The following is an 18960-nucleotide window of genomic DNA, read 5'->3' on the forward strand; positions in this document are numbered from 1 at the left end:
AAGAGCTGGGCTTTTTGCTTTGCGCGGCGGAAGTGGAAAAGCGCTGAACACCGGCAAAGCAAAGCCTCGCACAACACCCACGACAGCAGCACCGCGAACCGGCCACGCCCAAGCCAGCGGCGTAGCAAACCAACCCCAAAAACAAAGCCCAGCTACGCTGGGTTTTGCTCATTCAGGCATAGAGACAATCGTAGATCGATTGCAGATTGAACTGAGGGTATATCGCTCAGGTGCTTTGAAATGAAAGGGTTGGGCAATATACCCACACGGGGTTACAAGGCAAACCGTTGCCGCAGAGGGGCTGGCAGCCGTGCGAACAGCGGGGAAAAGTCGGTGGCATCCATCAAATTTTTAAGCTGCAAGCCCAACTCGGTGTCGCCACTAATCCGCAAACGGCGTTGGAAGAATAGCGTATCGGGGTCTTCTTGCCGGCGCGCGAGTATCCAGTAGTCGGCGAGGCTTGCAGCAAAGCAGACATCGGCGGGCGCTTGGCTGGCGATAAAGCGGCCATTGGCAAAGCTGTAACTGAGGCCGCAGCCTAGATCGCTGACTTCGAGGCGAACAGTGCGGCCCTCTAACCAGCTAAAGTCTTCTTCTGGCCATAGCGGTTGTTTCACCCAGTTGAGGGTTTGGCTCAGGATGAATGCGGGTGGTTGCTCCGGCAGCTTTTGCAGGGCTTTTTGTACTAGGGCAGGTAGCTTGACCATTAGATTGTCTCCAACTGAGCCGTCGGGCGAATGCCAGCTTGGCCGTGCCAATAACCGTTCACGATGCCTTCGGGATGAATTTGCAGCCAGTCGATGGTATGAGGCTGGGTATGGATCTGCGCGCTATAGGCAGCAATGATTTCAGCGGTATACCCCGGCTGCGGGCTGATGCGTAGGTAATCGATGCCCTGCAGTTGTGGGATGTCGGCAATCAAGGCATGACAGGCAGCGGATTGAGTCTGGATGCCATTCAGGCGCAAGAACGCCTGCCCCTCGCGGGTGTGGAGGGCGAGCCCAATGGGGTGATCCAGGCATTTGAACTCACAGGCGTCTTTATTCAGATCATAGTGACGCGCGGTAAAGCAGCGGGCGGAAAACGCCAAGGGCAGGTGCCCGTGCGCAAACAACTCGGTTTCGAGTGTACTGGTGCGCTCGGCCAGGATTTGCGTCACCATACTTTGGCTGGCTTCCAGCGGCGGTAGCCAGCGCACCGCGCCAGCTTGGGCGTGCCAATCTAGCGTGTTGCCGTTATAAATATTCAAATGCGTACCGGCCACATAGGGGATCTCGCTTTGCCGGGCCACGCGTATCGCCCCCAGATCATTAGCTTCCAACCAGCCACCCGCGGCGGCCAGGCGGCGCAGGCTATTCAGATCTGAGCCCGACTCCAATACCGCTTGCGAGCTAAAAACTACCTGCTTGCCCTGTTGCGCCAGCTCTTGGCCGAGGGCCAGCCAATCGGCGGTTTTCAATTCATGGCGGCGAGCACAAACGACTTCGCCCAGATAAATGGTGGCCACTGGCCAATCGGCGGCGGCGGCATAAAAATCGAGCACTTGCTGGCGTGGCCAGTAGTACAAAATAGGGCCCAGAGTCAGTTGCATGGGGCTACTCCAATTAGGTCAAGTCACTCGCCATTAACGCCAGGGGCGGCTGTAGGCGCCTAGCGTTTGCTGATGGCCTTCCGAGACTTTGTTCAAGGCCTGTTGCCACGCCGGTTTGACCGAATAGCGTGGGTCGGCGGCGGCATCCAGTGCGGCGCGTAATGTTTTGGTGACTTCGGCGGTATAGGCAGGGCTGCGCTGACGACCTTCCACCTTGATGGCTTTGACGCCGATGCGCAGTAATTCGGGCAAGACGGCGAGCGCATTCAGGCTGGTGGGTTCTTCCAGCGCGTAATAGGTGGCGTCGTTGACTTCAAAGCGCCCTTTGCACAGCGTGGGATAGCCGGCGGGCTCATCAGCGGCGAAATGGTCAATCAGGATGCCATTCAGCCGTGTAGACATGGTATCGCCCTGTGGAATCCATTGCACATGGCTTGCAGGCGAACACACCCCATGGGTATTGGGTGACTCGCCGGTGGCGTAGCTGGATAAAATGCAGCGGCCTTCCGCCATCACACACAAACTGCCAAAGCCAAACACTTCGATTTCCACGGGCGTGTTTTTGATCACGTATTCCACCTGTGGCAAGGTCAGTACCCGCGGCAGAACCGCGCGACGAATGCCAAAGTAATCGTGGGCCAGATTGACGGCCTCAAAATTGGTGGCCGAGCCTTGCACCGATAAATGCCGATGCAAGGTAGGGTGAACGCGGGTGGCGTAATCTAGCAAACCGAGGTCGGCCAGAATTACGGCGTCGGCACCGGCATCGGCAGCGGCATCAATGGCGCGATGCCACTCGGCCACGCGGCCGGCTTGGGCATAGGTGTTGATGGCGATCAGCACACTTTTGCCGTGCTGTTTGGCGTAATCGATGCCGGTTTTAATTTGGGCGTCGGTGAAATTGAGCCCGGCAAAGTTGCGGGCATTGGTGGCATTTTTAAAGCCCAGATACACGGCATCGGCGCCATGGTCGACCGCGGCTTTCAATGCGGGCAGGCTGCCGGCCGGACAAACCAGCTCGGGCAGGGCAGTAGCAGGCATGATGGGGCCTCTTTTGTGCAGATGCGTACAAAGACGGATGAAAGAGCTTAGGCCGCCGCACTGGCCAGAATGTTAATCCAAGTCAAGGTTTAGGCCTTCTGCGGCGCTAATCTGCCCAGTGTTGCGGCGCGCAAAACAGCCGAAAAGCGGCTAAAACCGCGAATTAGGTAAATTAATTAGGGGATTAGTGCAATTCTGGCTTGGCGTGCGCGCTGTCTTGCTAGAAAATACGGGTACGCATCTTATTGGCTACAGGCGAAGTTGCCAGCTACCCGCTCGCAACTCGACACCTAGAAGGGATTACACAATGAATATCGCAATGATCGGTTTGGGTAAAATGGGCGGCAATATGGCACGCCGTCTCGCGCGCGGCGGGGCCACTGTGTTTGGCTTTGACGTCAGCGCTGAGACTCGGGAAGGTTTGGCTAAAGAAGAAGCCAACTTCCGTGCTTTTGCCTCTGTACCTGAGCTGATCGCTGCGCTGCCTACCCCGCGCGTGGTATGGCTGATGTTGCCATCGGGCGAGATCTCTGAAGCGGCTTTTGCCGAAATGAAAACGCTGCTGGCCCCGGGCGATCTGATCATCGATGGCGCCAACGCGATGTACAAAGACAGCCAGCGCCATGCGGCTGAATTGGCTGAGCTGAACATCAAATTCGTTGATGCGGGCGTTTCTGGCGGTGTGTGGGGCCTGCAGAATGGTTATTGTTTGATGTTTGGTGGCGATAAAGATGCCGCTGAAATCGCCACGCCATTTATGAAAATCCTGGCGCCTGCTGCTGATCGCGGCTGGACGCATACTGGCCCAGCTGGCTCTGGCCACTTCACCAAAATGCTGCACAATGGTATCGAGTACGGCATGATGCAGGCCTTTGCTGAAGGCTTTGCCATGCTGAAAGCGAAAAAAGAATTCGATCTGGATGTGGCTGAAATCGCTGAAACTTGGCGTCATAGCTCGGTTGTGCGCTCTTGGCTGCTGGATCTGGTGGCCGAATCGTTCTCGCACGATACCGAGCTCGAATCGCTGAACCCATTCGTACCTGATTCAGGGGAAGGCCGCTGGTCGGTGCTGGAATCAGTGGAGCTGGGTGTACCAGCACCGGTGATGGCAACCAGCCTTTACTCGCGCTTTGCTTCACGTGGCAACGACGATTACGCGATGAAAATGCTGTCGCTGATGCGTAATGCCTTTGGCGGTCACGCCATGTCGAAAAAATAAGCGGCCTGCCTTGCTGCAGAAATAAGCGGTCACGCGATCTAGACGATCCAGTAGAAATCAGCAGGCGGCAGCAACCGCCTGCGTCGGCTTAAACCGCGTAGGCCACCCAAAACGCCATCATCGATGGCGTTTTTTTACGCCCATTGTCTCGCCATTTCGCGGTAATCCCGCGATAATTGCACCTCTTTGATTGTTTCGCGGAATCAACGCCATGCACCATCAGCACATGCTCAAATCTTATGTTTATCACGGCCTGACGGCTGGTCCCAAGCTGGTGGTGTTGGGTGCCGTGCATGGCAACGAGATTTGCGGCCCAATCGCGATTGAGCGCGTGATGAACGAGCTGGATTCCGGCCAATTGGTGCTGCAGCGCGGCCAGATCACGTTTATTCCGGTGACCAATCCGCTGGCGCATGCCAAAAATGAGCGCAATGGCGATCGCAACCTGAACCGCAATCTGCGCCCGAATGCGTTGCCACATGATTTTGAAGACCGCATCGCCAATATGCTCTGCCCGATCTTGGAGCAGCAGGATGTGCTGCTGGATCTGCATTCCACCACCAACCCACCGGGCGAGCCATTTATTATGCTCGGGCCTGAAAACAACGATGGCGAACTCTCGCCATTTTCTCGTGCCGCTGAAGAAGAAGCGCTGGCAATGCGCCTTGGTCCTAAACGCATTGTGGAAGGCTGGCTGGAAACCTACGCCGAAGGCGTGAAACATCGCCTGGCGCACAGCAAGGCCAGCGAGCGCGCGCACATGCTCAGCACCGACCCAAGCTACGGCGTGGGCACCACCGAATACACCCGCGCTCACGGCGGTATCGCGCTCACGCTGGAATGCGGTCAGCATCTGGACGCCGACGCGCCCGAAGTTGCCTATCAGGCCATCCGCAATACCATCGCCCATCTGCATCTGGCCGATGTACCAGCCCCTGCGGTGCAAACCGAGTTTGAATTACTGAAACTCACGCAAGTGATCGATCGCCATGATCTGGGCGACGCCTTTGTAAAAACTTGGGCCAGCTTCGATAAGCTGCACGCTGGCGATCTGATCGGCCACCGCGTGGATGGTAGCGCGGTGACCGCACCTGCCGATGGCTATATTTTGTTCCCGAATCCCGCGGCTAATCCGGGCAATGAGTGGTTCTACTTTGCGCAGCACAGCGATCGCTTGGTTGATGGGATGCATTCCACCCGTACGGCCTGATGGGTATAGCCCGCTGGGCTAGATCTAAATTGGCTTCTAGTCATATACCCAAAGCCGCCTGTTCGCAGGCGGTTCAGGCTGCGACCAAAGTGCAAGAGCAATCTTCTTCAAGTCTCGGCCAAGCCGAGCCTAGGAAATCAGGCTGTGAATCTGCAGCCTTGATGTTCTATACCCACCCCTCCCGTACCCTCCTTGAGGGGAGCCTCGCTTCGCGAGTGGGGGTAAACAATCTGAGCCGCCTGTTCGCAGGCGGTTTTTTATTGGGGCCTGCCGCAGCGACACCTGCGCTGGCGCGATAGTGCTGGGCGGGGCAAACGCGGTAGCATCAGGGCTTCGCTGATTGCCGCCCAGGTGTTGCCATGTCTGCCCAAACCGTTACGGCCTTGCTGGATGATATGCAATTTGTAAACCCGCCCCTGCATGCCATCGTGCAAGCCGTGCGCCAGCGGGTGCAGCAGCTATTTCCCGATTGTGGCGAGGTGGTGAAATATGGCGGCATTTTGTTCACCGCCGAGGTGCAATTTGCCGGCGTATTTGCCTATCAGGCGCATGTATCGGTGGAGTTTGGCCACGGCGCGCAGATCGCCGATCCATTTGGTTTGCTCGAAGGTCAGGGCAAAGGCCGGCGGCATCTCAAATTACGCACCTTGAGCGATCTGGATGACAAACATTTGCCTGAATATTTGCTGCTGGCGCAGCAAGCGGCGCGGTTGGCGCAGGCCTAAATCGTTCGCCCGACTATCCTGCGGGCAGAAATAACAACGCCTGCCCGCTCGGCGGACAGGCGTGTGCTGAAGAGGCCTACGCGAGCGGATTAAAGCTTGCGTGGGTCAAAGTTATTGTACTTTTCCAGCTTGAGTGCAGTGGCGATTTTTTCCCAGCTGGTGAATTTCAGATTGGTTTGCGCGGTCACGCCATCCAGATTATTCAGATCGTCGTTGTAGCCGTCCTGAGTCACTAGCAAACCAAACGGATAACCTGGCAATTGCAGTGCCACCACATCCGCACCATCACATTCCTGCACCCCTTCGGTATTGCCATTCGGCCCCTGGCTGAGACGGAAGCCTTGCTTGAGTACCGGTTTGGCATTGCCATTGAGGGCAAACACCGCAAAGCTATCGTCATACGGCGCATCGCTGACATTCGGCGCACCACCGTGGGCGCCACCCTGGCTCGAAGCGATCAGATAGCCGGTGCCATTCGGGCCGTAATAAATGCTCAGGCCTTCCAGATCGCGGCTGATTTTGCTCTCCGGGTTAAAGAAGCTGTGTTTCACCACGGTGGCAGGCGTGCCGGTGGTGTAGGTTTCGCGGCTACTACCGCGGGTTTCGTACACTGGCTGGGTATCGGCCTGACCGGTTTTTAGGTCCACTCGCCAGATGCCTACGTCTTCTTGGCCTGCATAGAGCATGCCATTGCGCTGATCGACCACCATGCCTTCAAATTGCGGGCTCCAGTCGCGGGTGGCATCCAAGTCATTGGTTTCTCGCAGATTTTGCCCGCGCCAGCTGTATGGGAAGCGCCAGTCGCGGCCCGCCACCGCCACCACATTCACGGTGCCGCCGGCTTCGGCGATCAATTCAAACTGACGAATACGCGCCTGTTTACGCTGATTTACCAGCACAAAATGTTTGCCGCTGGCTTTGTCCGAGAAATGGGTAATGCCATAGCCGGTGTTTTGTTTGGATACCGCAATCGCCGCATCTTTGCTCGCGTCGCTCTCGCTACCCTCGGTCGGAACGGTCGGGAACAGGCGCAGCGGGGTGGCCGAAGTGATATCGCTTAGTGGTGTGGTGCTGTTATTCGGATCGATTTTCCACACCCGGATCAAATCCTGGCCACGGTCGGTGGCGATGGCCAGATCGACGGTGCTGTTATCGTCCAGCTTAAAGCCATACACGATATCCACATTGTTGTAGCGGCTTTTGCCTTTGCTATCGTTATTCAGCGCACCTGGACCGATGCTCTGCACCAATTGCCCTTGCAGATCATAAACCCGCATCCCACCATCCTTGATGGCCGTTACGACTAAGCTTTTCGCGCTTTGGCTGGGGTGCACCCAAATGGCTGGATCATCCACATCGCCAGCGGCGCTCAGCACATTTTCGGTCTCGGCATCAAAGCTGACCGCGCTGACGGTATAAGGCTGCACGGTCGGAGCCGGGGTCGCCGTCGCAACCGGCGTGGCCGTCGGGGCCGGCGTCGCAGCCGGATCAGTGATATCACCGCCACAGGCGGTTAAAAGGGCGCTGAGCACACTCAGACAAAACAAATGGCGCATATTTTTGTAAGTGGGTTAGGGAAAACCCGAGGAGCTTACGCAGCAAAGCTTACAAATTTGTGGCGGATGCGTGATGGAATGATGACGATGGTTAGCCGCTATGTATCAATGAGGCCGACCGATCACCGCGCTGATCTAGGGGTATATGGCTACTGCGGTTTTTAGCGTTAATCCTTGGTCATATACCGGTATGGGTATTTTGATCTCATTGTTAATTAAGAGAATATTTGAGTAAGATGGCCGTTGAAAAAGATCAGCACGCAGTCAGTTTTTCTTAGCTTGGATGTGTGCGCCGCAAAAAAGTAAAGGGAGAAGGTCTATGCCGTTATTGCTAGTGGGGTGGGTCGTACAAATTTTCTTGATTATCCATGTGGTGCGCACAGGGCGGCCCACATGGTGGATTTGGGTTTTATTTGCCGCCCCCTTTATTGGTGGCCTGGCCTATTTTGTTGTTGAATTGCTGCCGGGTAGCCGAGCAGAGCGGCAGGTGGCCAAGAAAGGCCGTGACCTCGTCAAATCGCTTAACCCTGATCTTGATTTGCGCCGCCGTGCTCAAGAGCTGGCCATTTGTGGCAGCGTGGATAACAAACGCAAATTAGCGGAAGAATGCTTGGCGCGGGGGATGCCGCAAGATGCCGTTGAGCTTTACGCCAGTACCTTAGCCGGCCCGCATAAAAATGACCCGAATTTGCTGTTTGGTCTTGCCCGTGCGCATTTTGCCAATGGCGATGCCGCGGCGGTTGAACGTTTGCTGAATCAGCTTGAAGGCGAGCATCCGCAGTTTCAGCGAGAAGAGCGGCAGTTGCTGCGGGCAAGAAATGCAACTTATGGCGATGATGTTCCCGCGGCATTGGCGCAATTAGCGGCAGTCAGCCAAAACTACTCTGGGCTAGAGGCCGCCTACCGCTACGGCGAATACTTGCTGCAGGTGGCGCAGGTAGAGCAGGGGCGGGCGGTGTTGCAAGAGCTAATTGCGAAAGCCAAGCGGTTTAATATCCGCCACGATGAAGAGCTGTATTGGGTTAAGCAAGCCAAACGCTTATTAAGTCAGTCGCGCTGACCCAATCACGCCCATCCTTGCCAAACGCGCCTCACTATCAGCCATACCGCTGCTGCGCTACGACCGCCAGCCCACAGCCCACACTACCAAAATGATCTCCCTCCACCGCGCGGGCGGTGGGGAAGGCGGCGGCGAGGGCGGTGCGTAGAGCGGGCACGGCGGATGAGCCGCCGGTGAAAAACAGCGTATCGACTGCTTCGGGCGCGACACCGGCTTGCGCCAGCGTGGCCAAGGCGGCTTTGCATACGCGCTGGATTTCCTGTGCCACCGCGGTTTCAAATTGGCCGCGGCTGATGGCGGCGCTAAGGCCGGCTTCGGCTTCGGCCAGATCGAGCTGGGTCAGCGCCTCGGCCGAGAGGGCGATCTTGGCGGCTTCAACCCGCATGGCCAGCTGGTGGCCGGCCTGATGGCGAATGACATTCAGCAGCCGCTCAAAGCGCACCTGATCGACCACTTCCGGCGAAATATCCTGGAAAGTACGCCACATTTTGCGGGTATAGGCCAGCTGAATGGTGTGCCAGGTGGCGAGGTGGAAAAACACCCCGTTCGGAAATTCGGCGTTATTGCTTAGCAAGCTGCCCATGCCCAGCTCGGGCATGACGCCGGCCAGCGATAGTCGCTTATCAAAATCAGTACCCCCGATATGTACCCCGCCGCTGGCTAATAGATCTGCGCTCCGGTCAGCCATACCCCTGCGCTGGGGCGAAAGGCGCACCAGTGAAAAGTCGGATGTACCCCCGCCAATATCAATCACCAAGACCAGCTCTTCCTGCGTAATGCGCTGCTCGTAATCATGGGCGGCGGCAATCGGCTCGTATTGAAAGCTGACTTCTTTAAAGCCCAGCTGGCGGGCGATCTGGCTGAGGGTGTCTTCGGCTTGCTGGTCGGCGCTGCGATCTTCATCGACAAAATACACCGGCCGCCCTAGCACCACGGCATCAAACTGCTGGCCAGCGGCTTGTTCGGCGCGGCGTTTCACTTCGCCGATCAGTGCGCCGATCAATTGCTGGAAGGATAAATGCCGGCCGCCCACTTCGGTGCCGGCGTCCATCAGGCTGCTGCCGAGCAGGCTTTTAAGCGAGCGCATCAGCCGGCCTTCGTAGCCTTCCAGGTATTCCGCGAGCGCGGCGCGGCCAAAGGCCATGCTGTCTTCTTCCAGATTGAAGAACACTGCCGAGGGCAGCGTGAGCTTGCCGTCTTCCAGCGGCAAAAGGCGCGCGCCATCTGGGTGGTAGAGGCCAGCAGTGGAATTGGAAGTGCCAAAATCAATGCCGCAAGCGGCGCGGGATACGGTCATGCAAAAAGGTCCGAAGGGGGCGAGGGGGCAGCAAGGCTACGCGGCAGCGGGCGGGGCGTCAAATCGGTGTGACCAAAGACAGGTCAAGCAGCTTGTCTGGTTGCCCGGTGGCGCGAGCCAGCCCGCAGCCGGGCTGGAATTGAGCCGCAACGCCAGCGCGTTTTGCAATACAATAGCACTATCCTATCCCCCATTTCGGACGCGAAATGATTTTTTTCTGTGGCGACACGCATGGCCGGTTCGAGCATGTGATCCGCGCGGTGCACACGCATCGGCCGGACGCCATTGTATTGCTGGGGGATATTCAGGCGCAGCGCCCGCTGGAAGACGAGCTGGCGGCGATTCTGGCGCTGACCGAAGTCTGGTTTATCCACGGCAATCACGACACCGATACCTTCTACGATTACGCCCACCTGTTTGATTCGCCACTGGCCGAGCGCAATTTGCATGGGCGGGTGGTCGAGATTGCCGGCCGCCGGATTGCCGGCCTGGGTGGAATATTTCGTGGCCAGATCTGGATGCCACCTGCGGCGCCCAATTACCCCAGTCAGGCGCATTATCTGGCGCATTGCGGCCAGAGCAATCACTGGCGCGGTGGCCTGCCGCGCAAACATCGCAGCACGATTTTTTATGCCGATTACCAGGCATTAGCGCAGGAGCGCGCAGATATTCTGGTGACGCACGAGGCCCCGAGTTGCCATCCTTATGGCTTTCAGGCACTGGATCAGCTGGCCAATAAGCTGGGCGTGAGCACGGCTTTTCATGGCCATCAGCACGATTGCCTCGATTATCGGCCGCATGATGCCCGGCTAGGGTTTCGCGCCTATGGCGTTACCCTGCGCGGTATCACCGACGAGCACGGCAATATCATCGATCCGGGCATTCTGCCCGACTAAATCCCCGCGCGGCGCTGTGGCCGGCTTCACGCCGGCGCGCAGCTCAATTCAGCCGAGGTTCAGCCGCGGCTTTCCATACTGGCGACTCTGTGTGTGAAGGAGTTGTGCAATGTGGTCATCCCTTTCTTTGGTGAGTGCGCTGGCGCTGGTGAGTGCCATGGCACAGGCGGCTAGCCCCGCGGTATCGGTGCGGATGGGCGACCCTGATTTTTATGGCCGCATCGAGTGGGGCCAGCCGCAACGTCCGGCTGTGATCGTAGATGAGCCGGTGCTGATTCACCGCACCCGCTATGACGATGCCCCGGTGTATTTGCGCGTGCCGCCCGAACATCGCCGGGCCTGGGGCCGCCATTGCGGCTATTACCGCGCCTGTGCCCGGCCGGTGTATTTTGTGCAGGAGCGCTGGTATCGCGATACCTATTGGCCGCAGCGCGGGCGCTGGGAAAAGCATGGCCGCTGGCGGCATCATCATCATGATGGGCGGGGGCACCCTCGCCGGGGGCGGGATGATTGATGTTAGGTCAATTTTATTGACTTAATTTTGATTGGTGTATTGTGGGGTATAGCCGCTAGATCCTTTTAGATAAAGGCGCTGGCGGCTATACCCTTTTTTGTTTCTGCCCTACGGCATGGTGGCAGGCATAGAAATGACTTTTACGTATTGATAATTGTTATCAATATCACTATAGTGTTCACCTCTGTAGTGATAATGATTATCAATATGAAATTGAATCTGATCGCGCTCAGCCTGCTGGCTCTGCCAGCGCTGGGGCAGGCCGATACCGAGCTCGATACCGTGGTGGTCAGCGCCACCCGTAGCGAGCGCTCGCAAGCCGATGCGCCGGTGAAAACCGAAGTCGTTACCCGTCAGGAAATCGAGCGCACCCACGCCCGCACCTTGACGCAAGCGCTGGAAAACATTCCCGGGCTGCAGCTGCGCGAAATCCATGGCAAGTCGGGGTATGAACTTTCGCTGCAGGGGCTCAATAGCGATCAGGTGCTGGTGCTGATTGATGGCTTGCCGATTTCGGCCAGCACGGGCTCGACGGTGAATCTGAGCCAGTATCTGGTGGGCGAGATCGAGCGGATCGAAGTCATCAAGGGCGCGGCCTCGGCGCAATACGGTAGCTCGGCGATGGGCGGGGTCATCAATGTGATTACCCGCCGTACCCAGCCCGGCCTGCGGGGCAATCTGGATTTAAGCGTGGGCAGCTATGGCGAGCAAAACGATGCGGGTCGCGCCTTAGCCCCCGGTCGCAGCAGTGGCCGTGCCCAGCTGGCGGCGGGCAATGCCAACTGGCGCCTAGCGGCGCAGGCCGAGGTGCTGGACGATCAGGGCTTTGCGCTCGATCCGGCTGGCTGGAGCCGTCAGGGCGATGCCATGCGGCGCGAGCAATACGGTGCGCGACTAGATTGGCTGCCGGCGGCGGGGCTGCAATTTTGGCTGGATGGTAGCCGTTACCTCGAAAACGACACCCAGCGCTACCAGACGTACGCGCCACCCAAATATATTCCGCAGCAAAAGCAGGAAGAAATCACCCGCGATCGCTGGGTGGCGGGTGGGGAATGGCGCTTTGCCGGGCATGGCCGCCTGAGCGGAAATTGGCTGCACGAGCAATACGATACCCGTTCGGTGGCGCAGGCCAATGGCGCGCTCACCGGCGATCGCCGCGCGCGACAAACTTTGCAGCAAGCCTCGCTGCAACTCGATTTACCGGCATGGTATAGCCAGCTATGGCAGGTGGGGATTGATCTGCGGCGCGATACCCTGGCGCAATTAAATAATGGCTACAGCGAATTGCAACGCAGCGGCATGGCCGAGCGCGAAAGCCGCGAGCTGTATCTGCAAAATGATGTTTTCCTCGGCGACTGGCTGGAGCTGGTGGCCGGCCGCGCGCACAGCATGATTCCGATTTTGGTGGCCACGCTGCGCCCAAGCTGGCGCTGAAAGCCGACCTGCTCAATACCGCCGAGCAGCGCCTGGTGGGCCGCGCCAGCTGGGGGCAGGGCTACCGCGTGCCCAATCTGAAAGAGCGTTACTACCTGTTTGACCACAGCGCGCTGGGCTATATGGTGCTGGGCAATCCGGCCCTGCAACCCGAGCGCTCGAATAGTTACCAGCTGGGGCTGGATTGGCACTGGGGTACTACGCTGGCGGTGCAGGCCAATGCCTTTTACAACCAGATTCGCGATCTGATTCAGGTCGATCAGGATCAGGCCGCCGTGGTGCAGGGCGTGGCGCAATACCGCTACGAAAACCTGGCCAACGCCCGCACGGCCGGGCTGGAGCTGGCTACCCAGTGGCAGGCGCTGCCAACGCTGGCGCTCAATGCCGCTTACACCTACACCCATACCCGCGATGAGCAAACCGGCCAGGCGCTGACGCGGCGGCCCGAGCATATTGCCCGCTTTGGGTTTGATTGGATGCTTCGCGCTGGCAGCACCCTCAGCTGGCGTACCCAATGGCAAAGCCGCGAGCTGGTGAGCAGCGCCAGCCAGGCGTATTCACCCGCCTGGAGCAAAAGCGATCTGAGCTTTAACCAGCAGCTGGGGCGCGATCTCACCGCCTATGCCGGCATCAGCAATCTATTTAACGCGCAGCGCGACTTTAGCGATGCCAATGATTTCGGCCCGCTGGCCGGCCGTTTTGTTTATCTCGGTGCCCGTTATCAATGGGGCGCCGGTTCAACCCCAGGGAAGGAAACATCATGAAACTGAGATTGCTGGCGCTGGGTAGCGCCCTCGTACTGACGGCGTGTGGCGGTGGTGGGCTGGATACCCCGGTCGCCGTGGCCACCCCAAGCCCCGCGCCTACCGCTGCGCCAACGGCGGCGCCGGCCAAAGCCGTGCAATGGCAGGCGCAATTGCCTGCCGCTGGTAGCGCGGTGTGTTTTGATTTTGACGCGGGTAGTGAAGTGGCGTGCAGCACCGCCAATTGGGATCTGAAACTTGCGAGCGCCACGCGCGGGGTGTCGCTGTGGAGCAATAGTGGCGAATCGGGCAGCGGCAAGGGTGGGGTGTTTGGTAGCCCATTCGATTACACCTGGAGCGCACTGCAAAAATGGCAGGCCGGCTTGCTCGACCCAACGACCGGGCAGGCGATTCCAGATACGCTGTATCTGAAAGACACCGCCGATAGCGTCTTTACCGGCAGCAATGGCATTCAAAGCAAGGCCTTTGAATATGGCGTGGGCGGCAGCAATGATCACAAGCTGTATCCGAATTTCCGCGTGTTCTTGGTGACCACCGACCATAGCGCAGCGAGTGCCACGGGTAATAGCACGTCCCCGGTGTATGCGCTGCAAATGACCGGCTACTATGGCGGTCAGAGTGGTACTACCTCGGGGTATCCAAGTTTCCGCTGGGTTGACCGCAGTGTGGCCGGAGCGCCTGTGCGCGATGCAACGGTCGATGCCCGCACCGGCTGGGTGTATTTCAACCTCACTAGCGGGCAAGCTGTGGCGGAGAGCGATGCATGGCATATCGCCTTTAACCGCTACAACGTGAAACTCAATAGCGGCACGTCGGGCACCGGCAAAGTCGGCGGCTTCCTCGCCAAAACCCCGGCGGGCTTCTATGCCGCCGATGGCAGCACCCCGGTGGCGGCGAAATTCACCGAAAACAATATTCTGGCTACGACCCTGCCTGACCTCACTGCCAGCGATTTGCAGCTGCCCACTCAAGCCAGCCAGTGGAAAAAAGACAGCGTGGCTTCCAAGCTCAACCCTGCGTATCAGGGCAATTACCCCGGCAAGCTCGATTTTGGTTGGTATAGCTACTATCCGGTGGCCAATGGCGCGATTGTGGCGCACAGCCAGGTGGCCAACCCGGATCGCGGCACGCTGCTGCGCTCGGCCGAGGGCAATAGCTACGCCCGCGTGCGGCTGAAGGAAATCCGCTACGCCACGCCGGGTAATGTGAGCAGCCAGCAAACCTGGCAGTTTGAATTCGAAACCCTGCCCGCGAACAAATAAGCCTCGGCGGCGCCCGCTGCAGCGCTGGCTGGCGGGCGCAAACCAAGCCTTTCTCTTTACGATCCGGCTGGCGTGCTGTGGCGCGCCGGCCAGCCTATTGCACAGGAAATTGAACCATGAATGCGATTACTTTTGCTGCCCAAGCTTCGGCTTTGCAAGCCAGTTACCAAAGCCTGAAAGACGCCGAGCCCAAGCTGCGCGCACGCGAGGCCGCCAAACGCCTGCAGGTGAGCGAAGCCGAGCTGGTGGCGGCGCAATGCGGCGTGACGGCAATCCCGCTGCAGGGCTTGCCGCAGGCCATGTTCCGCGCTTTGCCGCCGTTTGGCCGCGTGATGGTGCTAAGCCGCAACGAGCATTGCGTGCACGAGCGCCACGGTGAATACGAAGACCTGCATTGCGAAGACAAACCGGTGGGTATGGTATTGGGCAAGGATATTGACCTGCGCATGTTCTTTAACCACTGGGTGCATGCCTTTGCCGTGACCGAAGGTGAGCGCCGTAGTGTGCAGTTTTTTGCCGCGGATGGTGAGGCGGTGCACAAGGTGTATCTCACCGAGCACAGCAATGCGAGCTACTGGACCGAGTTTGTCGGCCGCTTTGCCGCCGAAAATGCGACTTGGCCACAAATTACGCACTATCCGGCCGACACCGCGGCTACCGCAGTGGCCGATCCGGCCGCATTCCGCAAGGCTTGGCAGGCTCTGACCGATACGCATGGCTTTTTCCCGCTGCTGAAAAAATTCAATGTCAGCCGTTTGGCCGCTCTGCAGGCCGCTGGCGCTGATTTGGCGCAGCAAGTGGAGCAGGATGCCGTAGAGACGATGCTGAGCCGCGCTGCCGAGCAAGCCCTGCCGATTATGTGCTTTGTGGGTAATCGCGGCATTGTGCAGATTCATTCGGGCCCGGTGGCCAAATTGCTGCGCACCGGCCCGTGGTTCAATATTCTTGACCCCGATTTCAATCTGCATCTGAACACCACCGCTATTGCCTCATGCTGGGTGGTGAATAAACCGACCGATGATGGCTGGGTGACTTCGCTGGAAGTGTATGCCGCCGATGGCGAGCTGATTGTGCAGTTCTTCGGCGTGCGTAAACCGGGCGTGCCCGAGCTGCCCGCTTGGCGTGCGCTGCTGCGTGATTTGTGCAGCCAGCCTTTGGCGGAGTAAGCCATGCGTTTTGTGTTGTCTGTATGGTTTTTGGCCAGCGCCTTGCTGCTGGGGACGGCGGCCAGCTTTGCCGCGCCCCCGCAGCGGGTGGTGAGCCTTGGTGGGCCGCTGACCGAGATTGTGTACGCCCTCGGTGGCGGCGCGCAGCTGGTGGCGGTGGATCAGTCGAGTATTTATCCGGCGGCGGCCGCGCGCCTGCCCAAAGTCGGCTACTACCGGCAGTTTTCGCTCGAAGGCGTGGTGGCGATGAAGCCCGATCTGGTGCTGGCTTCGGATCAGGCTGGGCCGCCGGAAGCGATTGAGCAGCTGCGCCGCTTGGGTTTGCGGGTGGTGGTGTTGCCGGCGAAGGCCGATCTAGAGTCGTTGCAGCGCCGGATTTATGGCGTGGCTGGGGCTTTGCAATTGAATCAGGATGGCAAAGCGCTGGTCAGCCGCTTGCAGCGCGAGCTGGCGGCGGTACCCAAGCTTGCTGGCCAACCACGGGCGCTGGTGCTGATTAGCCGTACCGGCCAGCCCGAGGGCGCCGGCAAAGACACCGCCGCCGATGCCACGCTGCGGCTGGCGGGCTATCGCAATGTGCTGGCCCAGCAGCAAGGCTATAAGCCGTTGTCGGCCGAGGCCATTGCGGCGCTCAAGCCCGAGGTGATCATCACGTCAAGCATGTCGCTACAAAGCTTGGGTGGGCTGGATAAATTGCTGGCCTTGCCCGGTTTGGCGCACACCAGCGCGGCCAAACAGCGCAAAGTGCTGGTGCTGGATGACTTGCTGTTGCTAGGCTTTGGTCCACGCTTGCCAGAAGCGATTCGCGCCTTGCGGCAGCCGGCCTTACCCGCCGCCACTGCGGTGAGCGCGCCATGAGCCAAAGCTTGCGCGTGCCCTTGCCGCTCGTTCCCGGCCCGGTTGGGATCGCCTGGCTGTGGCCGGTGCTGCTGGCGGTATTGCTGCTTTTGCTCTTGCTGTCGGCGGCCAGCGGTGCGGTGGAAATTCCGCTGGCGGAGTTACCGCGCGTGGTGCTGGGCTACAGCACGGCGGCCGAAGCCGAGCTGTGGCGCTCGATCGTGCTGGAAGTGCGCTTGCCACGGCTGCTGTTTGCCGCGCTGGCCGGGGCCGTGCTGGCGCTGGCGGGGGCGGTGATGCAGGCGCTGTTTCGTAATCCGCTGGCTGAGCCTGGCTTGGTAGGTATATCGTCCGGCGCTTCGCTGGGTGCGGTCTGCGCGATTGTACTGGGTGGGGGTAGTTTTGCTTTGCTGGCCAGTAGCGCCTTTGTCGGGAGCTTACTGGCCACGGCGGCGGCCTATCATCTGGGGCGGCGGCATCCGGGCATGGCGGGCTTATTGCTGGCGGGCATTGCGATTAATGCGGTGTGCGGCAGTCTGATTGGGCTGTTTACCTATCTGGCCGATGATAATCAGCTGCGCAGCCTAACCTTTTGGAATATGGGCTCGCTAGCTGGTGCCAGCTGGCCGCGACTTTTGGTGTTGTTGCCGCTCTTGCTGCTGCTGAGTGCGCTGGTGCTGCGCTACTGGCGGGCGCTGAATGCCTTGCTGCTGGGCGAGCGCGAGGCGCTACATTTGGGCTTTCCGTTTAAAAGCATTCGTCGGCAGCTGATTTTGCTGACTGCCTTGCTGATTGGCCCACTGGTTGCGGCTACCGGTGGCATTGGCTTTGTGGGCTTGGTGGTGCCGCATGTGGTGCGCATGCTGCTGGGCGCCGATCATCGGCGGCTGTTGCCGGCGGCCATGCTGGGTGGGGCGATTGCGCTGGTGTTGGCCGATTGGCTGGCGCGCACCGTGGTGCAGCCAGCGGAATTACCGATCGGCATTGTCACCAGCTTGGTGGGCGGGCCGTTTTTCCTGTGGTTGCTCTTAAGCCGGAGGCGCTGATGCTGCAATTAGACCAAGTGAGTTTTCAGCGCGGCGAGCGGCCGATTTTGCGCGGCATCGATCTGACCCTGCCGCGCGGCGAAATCACCGCCATTCTCGGGGCCAATGGGGCGGGAAAATCCACGCTACTGCAGCTCTTGACCGGTGAGCTGGCGCCAAGCGCCGGGCGCGCGCTACTGGATGGCCGGCCTCTGGCGCAATGGCCCGCCGCCGAGCTGGCGGCACGGCGGGTGGTGTTGCCGCAGCAAGCACAGCTGACTTTTCAGCTGAGTGCGCATGAGGTGATCGCCATGGGGGGGTATCCGTTCCCGCTGCTTAGCCCCGCCGAGATCCGCGCCCTGCTGTTGCAAGCAGCGGCGCTGGCGGATGTGAGCGAGCTCTTGCTGCGGCCGTATCCGCAGCTATCGGGCGGCGAGCAACAACGGGTGCAGCTGGCGCGGGTGTTGTTGCAAACCTTGGCCGCGCTGCAGCACAGCACGCAGCCGGTGTATTTGCTGCTGGATGAACCTACTGCCAGCCTTGATCCGCGCCATCAGCAGCATGTGCTGGTGCAGTTGCAAAGCTTATTAGCCAGCCTGCCGGCTGGGCAGCAGCTGGCGGTGGGCGTGATTTTGCATGATGTGAATCTGGCCGCACGGTATTGCCAGCGGCTGGTGCTGTTGGCTGCCGGGCAGTTGGTGGCCAGCGGGCCGGTGGCGCAAGCACTCACCGGCGCGCATCTGGAGCAGACCTATCAGCTGCCCGCCACCGTGTTGCCGCATCCCTTGCATGCGGGACAGCAGCTGGTGGTGTTTGCTTAAAAGCCTAGCCAGTGCTGGGCCAGCTGATTGAGCAGGCGGCCAGGCAGAAAGGCCAGGCTGCCGGCCACCACCAGCGCGCCGAGATATACCCCGCGCATTTTGGCGCGATGCACCGCAATCTGCCCCCGCCGTGCCGCCAGCACTGCGGTGGGAATCTCGTACCACACCAGCAGGCTAAACAGGTGAATCAGCCCCCAGTGGCTAAACAGCACCGGGCCAATGCTGGCCGGAATTAACAGCGAAATCGTGGCCGTGCCCAGCATCAGCAGCACATACACCCGCCCCAGCCAGCGATGCAGCGCATCCCCTTTGCGCCGCCACAATAGCCAACTTCCCAGCCCAAAGGCGGGCACCACCGTGGCCAAGTGCCACTGGACTAAAACAGGGATGGACATGCAGGCTCCTGCCAGAACGGATGAGAGGTTGAACGCTGGGGAAGAAATCTGCTCCCGCAGCTTGGCCGGATATGCTAATGGGATTGCTGACTGACGCTCAACTTTTGCGCTGCGATTGTGCTGTTTGGGCGTCTGAAGGGCGAGGCA

At 59.4% G+C, this 18960-nt stretch carries 20 protein-coding genes; 14 read left to right on the plus strand and 6 right to left on the minus strand.

Annotated elements, in window-relative coordinates; translation table 11 throughout:
* The coding region (locus L991_RS17745; protein WP_231550530.1) for a hypothetical protein at nt 1–244 on the plus strand (244 nt) is incomplete at its 5' end.
* Nucleotides 245–272: 28 nt separating this feature from the next.
* Here L991_RS17745 and L991_RS10035 read toward each other — a convergent pair.
* Genes L991_RS10035 through L991_RS10045 form a run of 3 tightly spaced genes read right to left on the minus strand, consistent with a single transcriptional unit; the run spans nt 273 to nt 2632 of the window.
* Complete coding sequence (locus L991_RS10035; RefSeq protein WP_047394865.1) at nt 273–707, minus strand: SCP2 domain-containing protein; 435 nt, start codon at nt 705–707, stop codon at nt 273–275.
* Nucleotides 707–1591, minus strand: a complete 885-nt coding sequence (locus L991_RS10040) for a U32 family peptidase (RefSeq protein ID WP_047394868.1) — start codon at nt 1589–1591, stop codon at nt 707–709. The genes L991_RS10035 and L991_RS10040 overlap by 1 nt, the downstream gene beginning before the upstream one ends.
* Nucleotides 1592–1624: 33 nt before the next feature.
* The gene (locus L991_RS10045; protein ID WP_047394871.1) at nt 1625–2632 is read right to left on the minus strand and encodes a peptidase U32 family protein; all 1008 of its coding nucleotides are present in this window, start codon (nt 2630–2632) and stop codon (nt 1625–1627) included.
* Nucleotides 2633–2939: 307 nt separating this feature from the next.
* On the opposite strand from L991_RS10045, the gene gnd reads away from it, so the two are divergent.
* The 3 genes from gnd (at nt 2940) to L991_RS10060 (ending at nt 5786) form a co-directional block, all read left to right on the plus strand.
* Nucleotides 2940–3851 (plus strand): phosphogluconate dehydrogenase (NAD(+)-dependent, decarboxylating), encoded by a 912-nt coding sequence (gene gnd, locus L991_RS10050; RefSeq protein WP_028450281.1) that lies wholly within the window; start codon nt 2940–2942, stop codon nt 3849–3851.
* Between the two features lie 211 nt (nt 3852–4062).
* Complete coding sequence (locus tag L991_RS10055; RefSeq protein ID WP_052190801.1) at nt 4063–5061, plus strand: succinylglutamate desuccinylase/aspartoacylase family protein; 999 nt, start codon at nt 4063–4065, stop codon at nt 5059–5061.
* A 359-nt stretch (nt 5062–5420) separates the two neighbouring features.
* Nucleotides 5421–5786: a DUF1801 domain-containing protein gene (locus tag L991_RS10060; RefSeq protein WP_047394874.1), complete on the plus strand. Its 366-nt coding sequence runs from the start codon at nt 5421–5423 to the stop codon at nt 5784–5786.
* 89 nt (nt 5787–5875) lie between these two features.
* Here L991_RS10060 and L991_RS10065 read toward each other — a convergent pair whose 3' ends face one another.
* Nucleotides 5876–7342 (minus strand): phytase, encoded by a 1467-nt coding sequence (locus tag L991_RS10065; protein ID WP_047394877.1) that lies wholly within the window; start codon nt 7340–7342, stop codon nt 5876–5878.
* Between the two features lie 319 nt (nt 7343–7661).
* Here L991_RS10065 and L991_RS10070 point away from each other — a divergent pair, with 319 nt between their 5' ends.
* Nucleotides 7662–8402, plus strand: coding sequence for a tetratricopeptide repeat protein (locus L991_RS10070; protein ID WP_047394880.1), 741 nt, complete (start codon nt 7662–7664; stop codon nt 8400–8402).
* 37 nt (nt 8403–8439) lie between these two features.
* Here L991_RS10070 and L991_RS10075 read toward each other — a convergent pair whose 3' ends face one another.
* Nucleotides 8440–9699 (minus strand): Hsp70 family protein, encoded by a 1260-nt coding sequence (locus tag L991_RS10075; protein WP_047394883.1) that lies wholly within the window; start codon nt 9697–9699, stop codon nt 8440–8442.
* Nucleotides 9700–9905: 206 nt separating this feature from the next.
* On the opposite strand from L991_RS10075, the gene L991_RS10080 reads away from it, so the two are divergent.
* The 9 genes from L991_RS10080 to L991_RS10115 all read left to right on the plus strand — a co-directional run bounded on the left by L991_RS10080 (nt 9906) and on the right by L991_RS10115 (nt 18418).
* On the plus strand, nt 9906–10595 hold the full coding sequence (locus L991_RS10080) for a metallophosphoesterase (RefSeq protein WP_047394887.1): 690 nt from the start codon (nt 9906–9908) through the stop codon (nt 10593–10595).
* A gap of 109 nt (nt 10596–10704) precedes the next feature.
* Nucleotides 10705–11109, plus strand: coding sequence for a hypothetical protein (locus L991_RS10085; protein ID WP_047394890.1), 405 nt, complete (start codon nt 10705–10707; stop codon nt 11107–11109).
* 207 nt (nt 11110–11316) lie between these two features.
* Nucleotides 11317–12543, plus strand: coding sequence for a TonB-dependent siderophore receptor (locus tag L991_RS17505; RefSeq protein WP_197053861.1), 1227 nt, complete (start codon nt 11317–11319; stop codon nt 12541–12543).
* A gap of 8 nt (nt 12544–12551) precedes the next feature.
* Complete coding sequence (locus L991_RS17510; RefSeq protein WP_231550534.1) at nt 12552–13307, plus strand: TonB-dependent receptor domain-containing protein; 756 nt, start codon at nt 12552–12554, stop codon at nt 13305–13307.
* Nucleotides 13304–14569, plus strand: coding sequence for an HmuY family protein (locus L991_RS10095; protein WP_047394892.1), 1266 nt, complete (start codon nt 13304–13306; stop codon nt 14567–14569). Before L991_RS17510 ends, L991_RS10095 begins: the two co-directional genes overlap by 4 nt.
* Nucleotides 14570–14685: 116 nt before the next feature.
* Nucleotides 14686–15735 (plus strand): hemin-degrading factor, encoded by a 1050-nt coding sequence (locus L991_RS10100; protein ID WP_047394896.1) that lies wholly within the window; start codon nt 14686–14688, stop codon nt 15733–15735.
* Between the two features lie 3 nt (nt 15736–15738).
* On the plus strand, nt 15739–16593 hold the full coding sequence (locus L991_RS10105; protein WP_047394900.1) for a hemin ABC transporter substrate-binding protein: 855 nt from the start codon (nt 15739–15741) through the stop codon (nt 16591–16593).
* A complete protein-coding gene (locus L991_RS10110; RefSeq protein ID WP_052190802.1) occupies nt 16590–17618 on the plus strand; it encodes an iron ABC transporter permease in 1029 nt (342 codons plus the stop codon). The genes L991_RS10105 and L991_RS10110 overlap by 4 nt, the downstream gene beginning before the upstream one ends.
* Nucleotides 17618–18418 carry a heme ABC transporter ATP-binding protein gene (locus L991_RS10115; RefSeq protein ID WP_047394903.1) on the plus strand — a complete coding sequence of 267 codons (801 nt, stop codon included), beginning with the start codon at nt 17618–17620 and terminating at the stop codon, nt 18416–18418. The genes L991_RS10110 and L991_RS10115 overlap by 1 nt, the downstream gene beginning before the upstream one ends.
* Here the strand turns inward: L991_RS10115 and L991_RS10120 are convergent.
* Nucleotides 18415–18813, minus strand: coding sequence for a DUF2306 domain-containing protein (locus L991_RS10120; protein WP_047394905.1), 399 nt, complete (start codon nt 18811–18813; stop codon nt 18415–18417). The two genes, L991_RS10115 and L991_RS10120, sit on opposite strands and share 4 nt — an antisense overlap.
* Nucleotides 18814–18960 lie beyond the last annotated feature (147 nt).

Source organism: Chitinibacter sp. ZOR0017 (assembly GCF_000799095.1).
GTDB lineage: Bacteria > Pseudomonadota > Gammaproteobacteria > Burkholderiales > Chitinibacteraceae > Chitinibacter > Chitinibacter tainanensis.